Genomic DNA, 12,429 nt, shown 5'->3' with positions numbered 1-12,429 from the left:
ATCCGTTATAGCTCCGCTCGTTTTGACCCCGCCCCGGCGGGGTTTTTTTTGCCTGACGACAGTGCGACCGGCTCAGGGGCAAGCCGTTTCATGCAGGTACAGCCACTGCGCCGATTCGTCCTGAATGCGGATCAGGGCCAGGGACAGGCGCGATGTGCGCACCTGATCCAGGGTATGGGTTTCCTTGTAGCGGATCGCCGCGCACTGGCCTTCCTGCCAGACACAGCGCAGGTCGCTGACCTCGATCTGCAGTCCGGTGCGGGCACCGAGGGCGCCACGAAACATTTGTTCCACTTGCGGCAGGTCGACCATGGTGCCGGTGGTGGTGACCATCTGGAAGTCCTCGGCGAACAGTGACAGCAACTGCTCGATGCACGGACTGCCGTCACCCGGCTGCTGAGTGAAGACGCGGTGGATCAGCTGATGGATATGGTGAACGCTGTGCAGTGCCTGTTTAACGATCAACTGGTGCATGGAGGACCTTCTGAGGATTGAGTTTGCCGAGCAGGGGTAGGGGAAGCAGGCCCATCAGGGCGGCCAGCAGCAGGCTCAGGTGATAGGCATCGGTGGCCGAAAGGTGCCTGAGCAAGAGGTTGTAGAGCATCAGCAGCAAGGCGGCGCCCAGGCTGAAGGCCATCTGGCGGTTGATGTTCCAGATCACGCTGGCCTTGTGCGTATCGTTGCCGCTGAAGTCCAGCAAGGCGGTGGTCTGCGCGGTATTGGCGCCCGCGCCGCCGCCCAGGCCCATGAGCAGGTAGGCGGTGATGAGCAGGGGCAGGTCGCTGTTGGAGCCGACCCAGCACAAGGTGGCGATGCCGGCGCTGTGCAGCACCAGGGCCGTGGCGAACAGGCGCGCGGCACCCAGGCTGTTGTAGAAGCGCCCGCAGGCCAGCATCGCCATCAGGGCGCCGGCGGCGTAGAGCAGCATGAACATCCCGCTGTGCTGGGCGCTCAGGTGCAAGGTGTCCTGGAGAAAGAACAGGCTCAGCAGGTTGACCCCGGTGAAGAGTCCGGGAATGGCGTGGTAGATCCCCACCGACAGGCCGAGGCGGACGTTACGCAGCAGGCGCAGGTCGACGATGGGCCGCGGGCAGTGGCGGCAATGCCAGTGATACAGCCCGGCGAACAGCAGGCCGCCGACCAGGCAGGCCAGGGCCAGGTAGGCCGGGTACCCGCTGCCATACAGTGACATGCCCAGGAGCAGGCCAGCCAGGGTCGCGCTGACCAGCAGCAGGCCTTGCACATCGGGCCGGGTCGGTGCCGGGCCATCCTCGGTCCTGATCCAGCACCAGGCCAGCACCGCGGTCAGCAGCGACAGTGGCAGGCTGGCGAAGAACACCCAGCGCCAGGAGCTGTGATCCACGATAGCCCCGCCCAGGGTTGGCGACAGCGCCGGAGCGAGCAGGGCCACCGCCATCACCAGGGTCGAGATCCGCGCTCGTTGCGTACCCTGGAACAGGTTGAAGGTCAGTGCCTGTCCGAGGGGGATCAGCAAACCACCGGCCATGCCCTGGACCAGGCGCCAGAACACCAGCGACGCGAAGCCGTCGGCCAGCCCGCAGAGCAGCCCGGCAAGGCTGAACAGCAGCATCGAGGCGGCGATGATCTGCCGGTGGCCAAAGCGTCCGGCCAGCCAGGTGCTGATGGGGATCACCAGGGTCAGGCCGAGAATGTAGGCATTGGCGACCCAGGCCACGCTGGCGCTGGACACTTGCAGATGCGCGGCAATGCTGGGCAAGGCCACGGCCGACATGAAGATGTTCACGCAGTCGATGAAGAAGCCGAGGAGGAATACCACCGCCACTTTGTATCTATAGCTCATGCCGCCTCCCGTTTTGCCCGCAGCTTAGGGAGCCTGGGCCCGGCCTGTCGAGGCGCCTATACTTGATTCATTGTTCCAGGAAAATTGACAGTGAATGAGAGCCTGCACGGCCAGTTGCATCGAATACAGACCTTTCTCGCGGTGGTGGACTTTGCCTCCTATACCCGCGCCGCAGAGTATCTGGGGATCAGCAAGGCCGTGGCCAGCCTGCATATCAAGACCCTTGAGCAAGTGCTGGCAACGCCCTTGCTGACCCGCACCACGCGGCATATCGCCCTGACCGAAACCGGTCAGGATCTTTACGATGAGTTCAAGGGGATTGTCGCCAATATCGATACGGCCTTCGACAATGTGATGCATGGACGCAACCGGGTGTCGGGCAAGCTGCGCATCAGTTCCACCGCCGAATATGCCCAGGCCTACATCCTGCCGCTGTTGCCGCTGTTCACCGCGCGTTATCCCGAGGTGCGCCTGAGCTACCACTTCAATTCGTCGTTGAGCGACCTGGTGGCAGAAAAACTCGACCTGGTGATTCGTCTCGGGCACCTGCCCGACTCGGGATTCAAGGGCCGTCAGCTGGCGGACTACGGCATTGTCCTGGTGGCCAGCCCGGAGCTGCTCGATGGCCTGGCCCTGGCCCGGCCCGAAGACCTGGCGGATTGTCCCTGGATCGGCAACAGCAACCTGGGCGGACCTCCGGGCTGGACCTTCAGCCATCCGCGCCGGGGCGAGGTGCTGGTGCGGGTAGCGCCCGGGCACGAGTCGAATTCGGCCACGGCGATCCGCGCCATGGCCCTGGCTGGCCTGGGGCTGGCGGTGTTGCCGGAGTGGCTGGTCCTGGGCGACCTGGGCGAGGGGCGCCTGGTACGGGTGTTGCCCGACTACAGCCTGCCCCGCCAGCCGGTGCACGTGCTGTTCCCCAACAGCCCCCACTTGCCACGCAAGTCCCGGGTGTTCATCGATTTCCTCGCCGAGCACCTGGGACATGCCTGAGTGTTTCGGCGAGCCCGTCGATGGGGGATACTCGGCGGGTTGTTCGATCTGATCCCCGGGGAACCCGATGCCGCTGCAATCCTTGAATAGCCTGTCCGCCGTCGATCCTGCGCAATGGGATGGGCTGCTCAAGGACGGGCAACCTTTCGTGCGCCACGCCTTTCTCAGTGCCCTGGAAGACAGCGGCAGCCTCGGCCCGCGTTCCGGCTGGCAGGCCGAGCACCTGCTGCATGTGGAGGATGGCCGGCTGCTGGCGGCCCTGCCCAGCTACCGCAAGGCGCACTCCTACGGCGAGTACGTGTTCGACCATGGCTGGGCGGATGCCTGCGAGCGGGCCGGGATCGACTACTACCCCAAGCTGCTGACTGCAGTGCCTTTCAGCCCGGTGAGCGGGGCACGGGTACTGGCAGCGACCCAGGCCGACGCCGTCGAACTGCTCAAGAGCCTGCCCGGTTACCTGGAGATCGAAGGGCTCTCCAGTGCCCATGTGAATTTCACCGACGAGTTCAGCGACCAGGCCCTGGAGCAGCAATCGGGCTGGCTGTTGCGCCTGGGCTGCCAGTTCCACTGGCACAATCGCGGCTATCGCGATTTTCAGGATTTCCTCGATACCCTGAGTTCGCGCAAGCGCAAGCAGATGCGCAAGGAGCGCGAGCAGGTGGCGGGGCAGGGCCTGGACTTCCAGTGGCTGGAGGGAGGCCAAATGAGCGAGGCGCAGTGGGACTTCGTCTATGCCTGCTACGCCAACACCTATGCGATACGCCGTCAGTCACCCTACCTGACCCGCAGCTTCTTCAGCCTGCTGGCCGAGCGCATGCCCGAGGCAATCCGCGTGGTCCTGGCATGCCAGGGCGGCCGGCCGGTGGCCATGGCCTTCAGCCTGATCGGAGGCGGCAGTTTCTATGGGCGCTACTGGGGCTGCCTGGCAGAGTTCGACCGCCTGCACTTCGAGACCTGCTTCTACCAGGGCATGGAGTATGCGATCGCCCATGGGCTGGAGCGTTTCGATGCCGGGGCCCAGGGCGAGCACAAGCTGATTCGCGGTTTCGAACCGGTGCTCACCCGTTCCTGGCACTACCTGCGTCACCCAGGGCTCAAGGCGGCGGTGCAGGATTTTCTCCAGCAGGAGCGGGCCGGCGTCCAGGCCTATGCCGAACAGGCCAGGGACGCCTTGCCCTATCGCCAGGCCTGAGCCTCAGCTGTCTTCCTTGCCCAGCCAGCGGTAGACCACGCCGCCGACCACCGCGCCGAGGATCGGCGCCAGCCAGAACAGCCAGAGCTGCTGCAGGGCCCAACCGCCGACGATCAGCGCCGGGCCGGGGCCCTGGCGTTTTTTCAGGCAATTGCGCGAACCCTGTAGCCGCTGCTGAGCTGGCGAAGCTGCGCCAAGGCCCGCAGGGCCTTCCAGCGAGGGTGGCGGCCAATCGATCTTGCGGTCGCTGCGCGCCCGTGCGCAGCCTGCGGCAGCGGCAACACGGGGTGTTTGTAGTCGCGGCTGCTCAGTCGATGCCGACGAACCCCCCGGTCTGGTGTTGCCACAGCCGCGCATACAGCCCGCCATGGGCCAGCAATTCGGCATGGGTGCCGGTTTCGGCGATGCGCCCCTGCTCCAGCACTACCAGGCGATCCATGCGGGCGATGGTGGAGAGCCGGTGGGCAATGGCGATCACCGTCTTGCCTTGCATCAGGGTCTCCAGGCTTTCCTGAATCGCCGCTTCGACTTCGGAGTCCAGGGCCGAGGTGGCCTCGTCCATGATCAGGATCGGCGCGTCCTTGAGCAGTACCCGGGCGATGGCGATGCGCTGGCGCTGGCCGCCGGAGAGCTTGACCCCGCGCTCGCCCACATGGGCGTCGAAGCCGGTGCGCTCCTGGGCATCGGACAGCAGCGGGATGAACTCGTCGGCCCGGGCCTTGTGCACTGCCTCCCAGAGCTCCTCGTCAGTGGCATCGGGGCGACCGTACAGCAGGTTGTCGCGAATCGAGCGGTGCAGCAGCGAGGTGTCCTGGGTGATCATGCCGATGCGTTCGCGCAGGCTTTCCTGGGTCACTGCGGCGATGTCCTGGCCGTCGATCAGGATCTTGCCGCCCTGCAGGTCGTAGAGGCGCAACAGCAGGTTGACCAGGGTCGACTTGCCTGCCCCGGACGGGCCGATCAGGCCGATCTTTTCCCCGGGACGGATGTCCAGGTTGAGGTCGCTGATGACCTTGTTGGCCTTGCCATAGTGGAACTCGACATGCTCGAACCTTACCCCGCCCTGAGTCACCTCGAGCCTGGGGGCTTGTTCCCGGTCGGTCAGTTGCAGTGGCTGGGCGATGGTCTGCAGGCCGTCCTGGACCATGCCGATGTTCTCGAAAATGCCGTTGATTACCCACATGATCCAGCCGGACATGTTGACGATGCGGATCACCAGGCCGGTGGCCAGGGCGATGGCGCCGGCACTGATCAGCGACTGGCTCCACAGCCACAGGGCCAGGCCCGTGGTGCTGGCGATCAGCAGGCCGTTGAGGGTGGTGATGGTGACGTCCATGGAGGTCACAACGCGGCCGGCCAGTTGGCTCTTCTCGGTCTGCTCGGCGATGGCTTCGCGGGCGTAGCTCTGCTCGAAATGGGTATGGGCAAACAGCTTCAGGGTGGCGATGTTGGTATAGCCGTCGACGATCCGGCCCATGAGCTTGGAACGGGCGTCGGAGGCATCCACCGAGCGTTTCTGGATGCGTGGCACGAAGAAACGCATGGCACCGATGAAACCGACGATCCACAGCAGCAGCGGGATCATCAGGCGCCAGTCGGCGTCGGCGAACAGCACCAGGGCGCCGACCGCATAGATGGTCACGTGCCACAGTGCGTCGATCACCTGCACCGAGGAGTCCTGCAGCGAGTAGCCGGTCTGCATGATGCGCTGGGCGATGCGCCCGGCGAAGTCGTTCTGGAAGAAGTTCAGGCTTTGGCGCAGCACGTAGCTGTGGTTCTGCCAGCGGATGAGGCTGGTCATGCCGGGGTTGATGGTCTGGTGCATCAGCAGGTCGTGCAGGCCCACCATCAGTGGCCGGAACAGCAGGGCCACCACGGCCATCCAGGCCAGTTCCAGGCCATGGTCGCTGAACACCTGGACACTGGGCGTGCCCTGGGCCAGGTCGATGATGGTGCTCAGGTAGCTGAACAGCGAAACCTCGATCAGGGCCACGAACAGGCCCACCACCAGCAGGGCGACGAAGCTCGGCCAGACTTGCTTGATGTAGTGGAAGTAGAAGGGCAGGACCCGGTTGGGCGGGGTGGTCGTGGGTGTGTCGCGGAAGATATCGATCAGTTGTTCGAAACGACGATAGAGCATGGGGTCTGCAGCCCGTTGTGCGGGCTCTCCTGTGCTGAAGCGGACGGGGCGCCGGGTACGGCGCCGCCGTCGGGGACAGGCTGCGGGATCAGTCGATGCGCTTGGCCGACTTGATCAGTACCGGGTCGACCGGGACGTTCTGCATGCCTTGCTTGGTGGTGGTCTGGGAGTTGACGATCTGGTCCACCACTTCCATGCCGTTCACCACCTTGGCGAACACCGCGTAGCCGGCATCGCGGCCCGGGTCGAGGAAGGCGTTGTCGGCAACGTTGATGAAGAACTGGCTGGTGGCCGAGTTGGGGTTCGAGGTACGAGCCATGGACAGGGTGCCGCGCACGTTGTGCAGGCCGTTGCTGGCCTCGTTCCTGATCGGGTCGCGGGTGTCCTTCTGCACCATCTGCGCCGTGAAGCCGCCGCCCTGGACCATGAAGCCCGGGATCACCCGGTGGAAGATGGTGTTGGTGTAGAAACCGCTGTCGACATAGTCGAGGAAGTTCTTGCTGGAGATCGGCGCCTTGACCGGGTCCAGTTCGATTTCGATCTTGCCGAAGCTGGTGTCCAGCATGACGTGGGGGGCCTTGGCCGGCTGTGCCGCCATCAGGTTGGCGGCAAAGAGTACGGAACCGGCGACGAGGGCGATTTTTTTCAGCATGGGTCAGTGATCCTGGGTGGTGGTGTCGACTGTATTGATGAAGTGCAGCACGGTCTGGTTGAAGCGCTGCGGTTGGTCAAGCGGTGTGGCGTGTCGGGAGTCCTCGATCACCACCAGCTGCGCGTTTGGCAGCAGTTTGACGTAAGCCTCCTTGAGCGCCACCGGGGTGTAGTCGTGGTCGGCGCTGATGATCAGGGTTGGACAGGTGATGCGGGCCAGGCGTTCCTGGACTCCCCAACCGACGATCGCGTCGAAGCTGGCGAGATAAGCACGTTTGTCGTTTCTTGCCCAGCGTTCGGCCATTTTCTGCCGCAGCTCGGCCTGTTCCGGCTTGGGGAAGAGGTTCTGGCCCAGGGCCTTGCCCAGTGCGGACATGCTCAGCAGGCGGGCCAGGCTCCAGCGCTTGAACCACTGCCAGTAGTCGTTGGCCGAACGCAGCTTGACCTCGGGCGCGCTGTTGACGATGCACAGGCTCTTGAGCATCTGCGGCTGGTCCACGCCCAGCTGGAAGCCGATCATGCCGCCCATGGACAGCCCGACATAATGCACCGCGCCCAGCCCCAGGTGCTCGATCAGGGCTATCAGGTCGGCGGTGAAACCGGGAATGCTGTAGCGCTCCCGGGGCTTGTCGGAGCGGCCATGGCCGCGCACGTCCGGGACAATCAGGCGGTAGCGGGTCGACAGCTCGGGGATCTGCTTCTCCCAATCCAGGGCGCTGGAACCCAGGCCGTGAACCAGTAGCAGGGGCTCGCCCCGGCCATATTCCTCATAGTGCAGGGTGCAACCTTCATGCTCGAAATACGCCATGGCAGAACTCCTGTTCTGGTGGGTGGGACGTCAGGCTTGCTCGGGGGCGGCGAACGGCGCATCCAGCGGCGCGGTGTCGAAGGTGCGCAGCAGTTCCACGAGGATCTGCGTCGCCGGGCCCAGGGGTTTGTCCTTGTTGGAATAGAGGAAGAAGGTCGGATGGCGACTGCCGCCCTGGTCCAGGGGCAGTACCTTGAGCAGACCCTCGCGCAGTTCCCGTTCGATCATGTGCCGCGGCAGCCAGGCAAAACCCAGGCCGCTGCTGACGAATTTTGCGGCGGTGGCCAGGCTGCCCACGGTCCAGCGCTGCTCGGCGCCCAGCCAGCCTACGTCCCGTGGCTGCTGGCGACCGGAATCGCGGATCACCACCTGCAGCTGGCTTTCCAGGTCCTGGAACGCCAGCTGGCGTTGCAGCCGGTGCAGGGCGTGCTCGGGATGGGCCACGGCGACGAACTCCACCGCGCTCATCTCGGTGCCCAGGTAGCCGGGAATGTTGAAGCCGCTGATGGCCAGGTCGGCCACCCCTTCGAGCAGCACTTCCTCGACCCCGGACAGCACTTCCTCGCGCAGACGCACGCGACAACCGCGGCTTTGCGGCATGAAGGCGGTCAGTGCACGCACCAGCCGCGCGTTGGGGTAGGCAGCGTCCACCACCAGCCGCACTTCGGCTTCCCAACCCTGTTCCATGTGGTGGGCCAGGTCTTCCAGCTGGCTGGCCTGTTTCACCAGTTGCCGGGAACGGCGCAGCAGTACGCCACCAGCTTCGGTGAGCACGGCCTTGCGACCATCGATGCGCAACAGCGGGACGCCGAGCTGGTCCTGCATGCGTGCCACGGTATAGCTGACCGAGGATTGCGAGCGATGCAGGGCTTCGGCGGCCTGGGCGAAGCCGCCGTGATCGACCACGGCCTGCAGGGTGCGCCATTGATCCAGGGTCACGCGGGGCGCTTTCATGAGGGGCTCCTCTTGTCCTAAGCTGGCGCTCCTTACTGGAGAGCGCCGAATGAGAAAATTCTGTTGTGTGCTGCTGGCCCTGTTGCCCCTGGGGGCCTGGGCCTACCCCATCGATGTCGACAAGCAACTCAACGGCCTGAGCATCGACTACACCGCCTACGACACCGATGAGGACATCGGTTCCATCCAGCTGAACAACTACGGCAAGACCGACGCCACGTGCTCCGTGGTATTTCGCAATGGTCCCGAATCGCCGCGCACTCGCCGGGTGGAGGTGGCGGCGGGGCAGAGCAAGAACGTCACCGCCAAGTTCAACCGCAAGATCATCAGGCTGCGCCTGGACCTGAACTGCCAGGCCAAGTGACCGCAAGGGTGCCGGTTCCGCCGAAGACGCTGGGGCTGGCCCTGCTTATAAACGAATTTATTGATTGGTTATAGCAGTTATTTACGCTTTTTCATCGATATCACTCTGTTTAATCTGCGCCCCATCGACTTACACCGTTCCCCGATGGAGGCTTCAGCCATGTCCCGTGTCCTGATCATTGAAAGCAGCGCCCGCCAGCAGGATTCCATTTCCCGCCAACTGACCCAGACCTTTATCCAGCAGTGGCAGGCGGCCTATCCGGCGGACTCGATCACCGTGCGTGACCTGGCCCGCAACCCGGTACCGCACCTGGATGCCAACCTGCTGGGTGGCTGGATGAAACCTGCCGAGCAACGCAATGCCGCCGAGCAGGATTCGCTGCAGCGCTCCAATGAACTGACCGACGAACTGCTGGCCGCCGACGTGCTGGTGATGGCCGCTCCGATGTACAACTTCGCCATCCCCAGCACCCTCAAGGCCTGGCTCGACCATGTGCTGCGGGCCGGCGTCACTTTCAAGTACACCGACACCGGTCCCCAGGGCTTGCTCGCTGGCAAGCGCGCCTTCGTGCTGACCGCCCGGGGCGGGATCTATGCCGGTAGCAGCACCGACCACCAGGAACCCTACCTGCGCCAGGTCATGGGCTTCATCGGCATCCATGACGTGCAGTTCATCCATGCCGAGGGCCTGAACCTGGGTGGCGACTTCCACGAAAAGGGCCTGAACCAGGCCAACGCCAGGCTGGCCCAGGTGGCCTGAGGCGTTAATCCCCAGATAATCGCCCGATGTTCAAGTAGCGCCTGCGTACCCCTTCAAGCCGGTTCGCGCATCGAACCTCCCTTTGCACTGCGTGCTCCTTCAGTGCCAATGCCCGATTGAACGCTTTGCGAGATCGGGCTTTTTTTTGCCGGCAATTTCACCCGCGCCGGTAAAACCGTTATCGTCGCCGCCATCCAAAGATGAGGCGAGCATGGGCTATCTACTTGTTGTCACGCTGATCCAGGCGTTTTCCTTCAACCTGATCGGCGAATACCTGGCCGGGCATGTCGACAGCTACTTCGCGGTGCTGGTGCGGGTGCTGCTGGCCGGGCTGGTATTCATTCCGCTGACCCGCTGGCGTCGGGTGGAGCCGGCCTTCATGCGCGGCATGCTGCTGATCGGTGCGCTGCAGTTCGGCATCACCTATGTGTGCCTGTACCTGAGCTTCCGGGTTCTCACTGTTCCAGAGGTGCTGCTGTTCACCATCCTCACGCCCTTGCATGTGACCCTGATCGAAGATGCCCTGAACCGACGCTTCAATCCCTGGGGACTGCTGGCGGCCCTGGTGGCAGTAGCAGGGGCCGCGGTGATCCGCTACGACCGGATCAATCCGGATTTCTTCATGGGCTTCCTGCTGCTGCAACTGGCCAACTTCACCTATGCCGCCGGGCAGGTGCTGTACAAGCACCTGGTGGCGCGCTACCCCAGCGACCTGCCGCACTACCGGCGTTTCGGCTACTTCTATCTGGGCGCGCTGCTGGTGGTGCTGCCGGCGTTCCTGCTGTTCGGCAAGGCGCACTTCCTGCCGGATGCACCCGTGACCTGGGCCGTGCTGCTGTTCCTCGGGCTGGTGGCCACGGCGCTGGGGCTGTACTGGTGGAACAAGGGCGCCTGCCTGGTCACTGGCGCCACCCTGGCGGTGATGAACAACCTGCATGTTCCGGTGGGGTTGCTGCTCAATTTGCTGATCTGGAACCGCAATGAGGATCTGGGCCGCCTGGCGCTTGGCGGGTTGGTGATCCTGCTGGCGGTGTGGGTCAGCAGCCGGGGCCAGCGCCGGAGCGCCACGGCTTGAGGGGTGTTCCCGCCGCACGGGCCGGGTAGTGGTTTCCCACCTCTGTTACCTCAAGCCCCGCGATGACCGATGCACCCAAGACCCGCCCTAACGGCGGGTTCTTGTTATGGATTATTTTTTCTATCCGGAACAATGACTTGGATGCTGAATCGAGAAGGCCGGGCGAGGGCGTGAGGGCCTGGCCGTGAAATTGCATTGATATGTATATACAAGACATTACAAGGCGGGTTTTCCAGGGAACCTGTTCGTGCAAGGGAGGGCGATCGAGCATGAAGTTTCAGGTGTTCCACGGCTGGTATGTGGTGATTGCGACCCATGTGCTGCTGGCGTTGATTTTTGGTGGCGCTTATTCCTTCGGCGCGTTCTTCTCGCAGATCCAGGCCAATTTCGAGGTCGGAAGTTTCTCGGTGGCCTCGGTGTTTTCCCTGACCGCGCTCATCTACTACGCCATGGGTGTTGTCTCAGGCGCGTTGGCCGATCGCACGTCTACCCGGCGAGTGGTGAGCGTCGGCATCCTGTGCCTGGCCCTGGGGTTCTTCTGCAGCAGCCTGGCGGCCGGGTCGTTGTGGTGGTTCCTATTGTGTTTCTGCGTTCTGGTGGGGCTGGGGGTCGGGCTGGTGTACGTGCCGGCGGTGGCGGTGGTCCAGCGCTGGTTCGTCAGCAAGCGCAGCCAGGCGTCGGGTATCGCCCTGGCGGGCACTGGGGTCGGGACCTTTGCCGGACCGCTGCTGGCGGGCTGGCTGATGGAGCAGGTGTCCTGGGAGGCGACCCTGCAGATCTTTGCCGTCGCGATATTGCTGGTCGGCCTCGGGGCGACCTCGCTGATCAGCAACAGCCCGCAGGAGCTGGGGCTGTTTGCCGATGGCCTGGCCCCTGTGGCGGATCGGCCCCGGCCGCTGGTCGCCGCATCGGGCATGGGCCTGGCCGCTGCGCTGCGCACGGCGCGCTTCTGGTGGTATTTCGCGGCGATCCTCTGCGGTTCGGTCGGCTTGTTCGTGGCGTTGGTCCATATCAATCCCTACGCCCGGCAAGCGGGGCTGGGCGTTTCGGAGGCCAACTTGCTGATCGGCCTGATCGGGGTCGGGAATGTCGGCGGCCGCTTGTTCCTCGGCAGCCTGGGGGATCGGATCGGCACTCAGCGGCTGTTGATCGCCCTGACGTTCGCCCTGGTCTTGCTGAACCTGATGTGGCTGGCGGCCGATGGCTTCATGGCGCTGGCGCTGTTCGCCCTGTGCTTTGGCGTGGCCAATGGCGGCTGTATTTCCCTCTACCCGGCGGTGGCGGCCGACTGGTTCGGTACTGCCAACCTGGGGGCGATCCTCGGTGCCCTGTACCTGTCGGTGGGGGGCGCGGCATTGCTGGGCGGCAGCATTGCCGGGCTGCTGTTCGACCTGTACCAGGGCTACGGGGCGGCGATTATCCTGGGGGCGACATGCGCGCTGTTGTCCGTGCTGTTCATCCTGATGGCCTGCCGTTCTCAGCCCGATACGCTGCTGGCAGCCCCCTCGACGGCCGCCTGAAAACGCCGGGAGCCGGGGTGGCCCTGGCGTTTTGCGGTGGGGTCAGGGCGCCTGGTGCCTGCCAGTCAAGCGAGGCGATCCCCCTGTAGGAGCAGCCGGTCGACGCTCGATTGCTCGCGAGGCTCGTCAACGGTAGCGCGTATTGACTGGA

12 protein-coding genes and 1 pseudogene are annotated in these 12,429 nt (G+C 64.3%); 6 read left to right on the top strand and 7 right to left on the bottom strand.

Annotated elements, in window-relative coordinates; all coding sequences use genetic code 11:
- Window positions 1-72 precede the first annotated feature (72 nt).
- Both LGQ10_RS11270 and LGQ10_RS11265 read right to left on the bottom strand, forming a co-directional pair.
- A complete protein-coding gene (locus tag LGQ10_RS11270) occupies window positions 73-474 on the bottom strand; it encodes a hypothetical protein (RefSeq protein ID WP_058438953.1) in 402 nt (133 codons plus the stop codon).
- Window positions 455-1,822 carry an MFS transporter gene (locus LGQ10_RS11265; RefSeq protein ID WP_226525574.1) on the bottom strand — a complete coding sequence of 456 codons (1,368 nt, stop codon included), beginning with the start codon at window positions 1,820-1,822 and terminating at the stop codon, window positions 455-457. The genes LGQ10_RS11270 and LGQ10_RS11265 overlap by 20 nt, the downstream gene beginning before the upstream one ends.
- 84 nt (window positions 1,823-1,906) lie before the next feature.
- On the opposite strand from LGQ10_RS11265, the gene LGQ10_RS11260 reads away from it, so the two are divergent.
- Together LGQ10_RS11260 and LGQ10_RS11255 are read left to right on the top strand one after the other, a co-directional pair.
- Entirely contained in the window at window positions 1,907-2,815 is a 909-nt protein-coding gene (locus LGQ10_RS11260; RefSeq protein ID WP_226525573.1) for a LysR family transcriptional regulator, read from the top strand.
- Window positions 2,816-2,882: 67 nt separating this feature from the next.
- Window positions 2,883-4,007 (top strand): GNAT family N-acetyltransferase, encoded by a 1,125-nt coding sequence (locus LGQ10_RS11255; protein WP_226525572.1) that lies wholly within the window; start codon window positions 2,883-2,885, stop codon window positions 4,005-4,007.
- A gap of 3 nt (window positions 4,008-4,010) precedes the next feature.
- On the opposite strand, the pseudogene LGQ10_RS11250 reads toward LGQ10_RS11255, so the two are convergent.
- The 5 genes and pseudogenes from LGQ10_RS11250 to LGQ10_RS11230 form a co-directional block, all read right to left on the bottom strand.
- Window positions 4,011-4,133 (bottom strand): annotated as a pseudogene (locus tag LGQ10_RS11250) (aquaporin); the annotation flags it as partial.
- 181 nt (window positions 4,134-4,314) lie between these two features.
- Window positions 4,315-6,147 carry an ABC transporter ATP-binding protein gene (locus tag LGQ10_RS11245; RefSeq protein WP_226525571.1) on the bottom strand — a complete coding sequence of 611 codons (1,833 nt, stop codon included), beginning with the start codon at window positions 6,145-6,147 and terminating at the stop codon, window positions 4,315-4,317.
- An 88-nt stretch (window positions 6,148-6,235) separates the two neighbouring features.
- On the bottom strand, window positions 6,236-6,799 hold the full coding sequence (locus LGQ10_RS11240) for a peptidylprolyl isomerase (RefSeq protein WP_058435537.1): 564 nt from the start codon (window positions 6,797-6,799) through the stop codon (window positions 6,236-6,238).
- A 3-nt stretch (window positions 6,800-6,802) separates the two neighbouring features.
- Window positions 6,803-7,606 carry an alpha/beta fold hydrolase gene (locus LGQ10_RS11235; RefSeq protein WP_058435538.1) on the bottom strand — a complete coding sequence of 268 codons (804 nt, stop codon included), beginning with the start codon at window positions 7,604-7,606 and terminating at the stop codon, window positions 6,803-6,805.
- Between the two features lie 30 nt (window positions 7,607-7,636).
- The gene (locus tag LGQ10_RS11230; protein WP_058435539.1) at window positions 7,637-8,560 is read right to left on the bottom strand and encodes a LysR family transcriptional regulator; all 924 of its coding nucleotides are present in this window, start codon (window positions 8,558-8,560) and stop codon (window positions 7,637-7,639) included.
- Window positions 8,561-8,609: 49 nt separating this feature from the next.
- Here LGQ10_RS11230 and LGQ10_RS11225 point away from each other — a divergent pair, with 49 nt between their 5' ends.
- From LGQ10_RS11225 to LGQ10_RS11210, 4 genes are all read left to right on the top strand, one after another.
- Complete coding sequence (locus LGQ10_RS11225; RefSeq protein WP_058435540.1) at window positions 8,610-8,924, top strand: hypothetical protein; 315 nt, start codon at window positions 8,610-8,612, stop codon at window positions 8,922-8,924.
- A gap of 159 nt (window positions 8,925-9,083) precedes the next feature.
- Window positions 9,084-9,683 (top strand): FMN-dependent NADH-azoreductase, encoded by a 600-nt coding sequence (locus LGQ10_RS11220; protein ID WP_226525570.1) that lies wholly within the window; start codon window positions 9,084-9,086, stop codon window positions 9,681-9,683.
- A 211-nt stretch (window positions 9,684-9,894) separates the two neighbouring features.
- Entirely contained in the window at window positions 9,895-10,758 is an 864-nt protein-coding gene (locus LGQ10_RS11215) for a carboxylate/amino acid/amine transporter (RefSeq protein ID WP_226525569.1), read from the top strand.
- 269 nt (window positions 10,759-11,027) lie between these two features.
- Window positions 11,028-12,278, top strand: a complete 1,251-nt coding sequence (locus LGQ10_RS11210) for an MFS transporter (protein WP_226525568.1) — start codon at window positions 11,028-11,030, stop codon at window positions 12,276-12,278.
- Window positions 12,279-12,429 lie beyond the last annotated feature (151 nt).

It is taken from the genome of Pseudomonas sp. L5B5 (assembly GCF_020520285.1).
Taxonomy (GTDB): Bacteria; Pseudomonadota; Gammaproteobacteria; order Pseudomonadales; family Pseudomonadaceae; genus Aquipseudomonas.
The sequence above is the reverse complement of the archived record's forward strand: the minus strand, read 5'-3'. Positions and strand labels throughout refer to the sequence as shown.

Coding starts and splice junctions, on each gene's coding strand:
- LGQ10_RS11230 (WP_058435539.1), bottom strand. CDS start 8,560: ATGAAAGCGCCCCGCGTGACCCTGGATCAATGGCGCACCCTGCAGGCC.
- LGQ10_RS11255 (WP_226525572.1), top strand. CDS start 2,883: ATGCCGCTGCAATCCTTGAATAGCCTGTCCGCCGTCGATCCTGCGCAA.
- LGQ10_RS11225 (WP_058435540.1), top strand. CDS start 8,610: ATGAGAAAATTCTGTTGTGTGCTGCTGGCCCTGTTGCCCCTGGGGGCC.
- LGQ10_RS11220 (WP_226525570.1), top strand. CDS start 9,084: ATGTCCCGTGTCCTGATCATTGAAAGCAGCGCCCGCCAGCAGGATTCC.
- LGQ10_RS11245 (WP_226525571.1), bottom strand. CDS start 6,147: ATGCTCTATCGTCGTTTCGAACAACTGATCGATATCTTCCGCGACACA.
- LGQ10_RS11270 (WP_058438953.1), bottom strand. CDS start 474: ATGCACCAGTTGATCGTTAAACAGGCACTGCACAGCGTTCACCATATC.
- LGQ10_RS11240 (WP_058435537.1), bottom strand. CDS start 6,799: ATGCTGAAAAAAATCGCCCTCGTCGCCGGTTCCGTACTCTTTGCCGCC.
- LGQ10_RS11235 (WP_058435538.1), bottom strand. CDS start 7,606: ATGGCGTATTTCGAGCATGAAGGTTGCACCCTGCACTATGAGGAATAT.
- LGQ10_RS11265 (WP_226525574.1), bottom strand. CDS start 1,822: ATGAGCTATAGATACAAAGTGGCGGTGGTATTCCTCCTCGGCTTCTTC.
- LGQ10_RS11215 (WP_226525569.1), top strand. CDS start 9,895: ATGGGCTATCTACTTGTTGTCACGCTGATCCAGGCGTTTTCCTTCAAC.
- LGQ10_RS11210 (WP_226525568.1), top strand. CDS start 11,028: ATGAAGTTTCAGGTGTTCCACGGCTGGTATGTGGTGATTGCGACCCAT.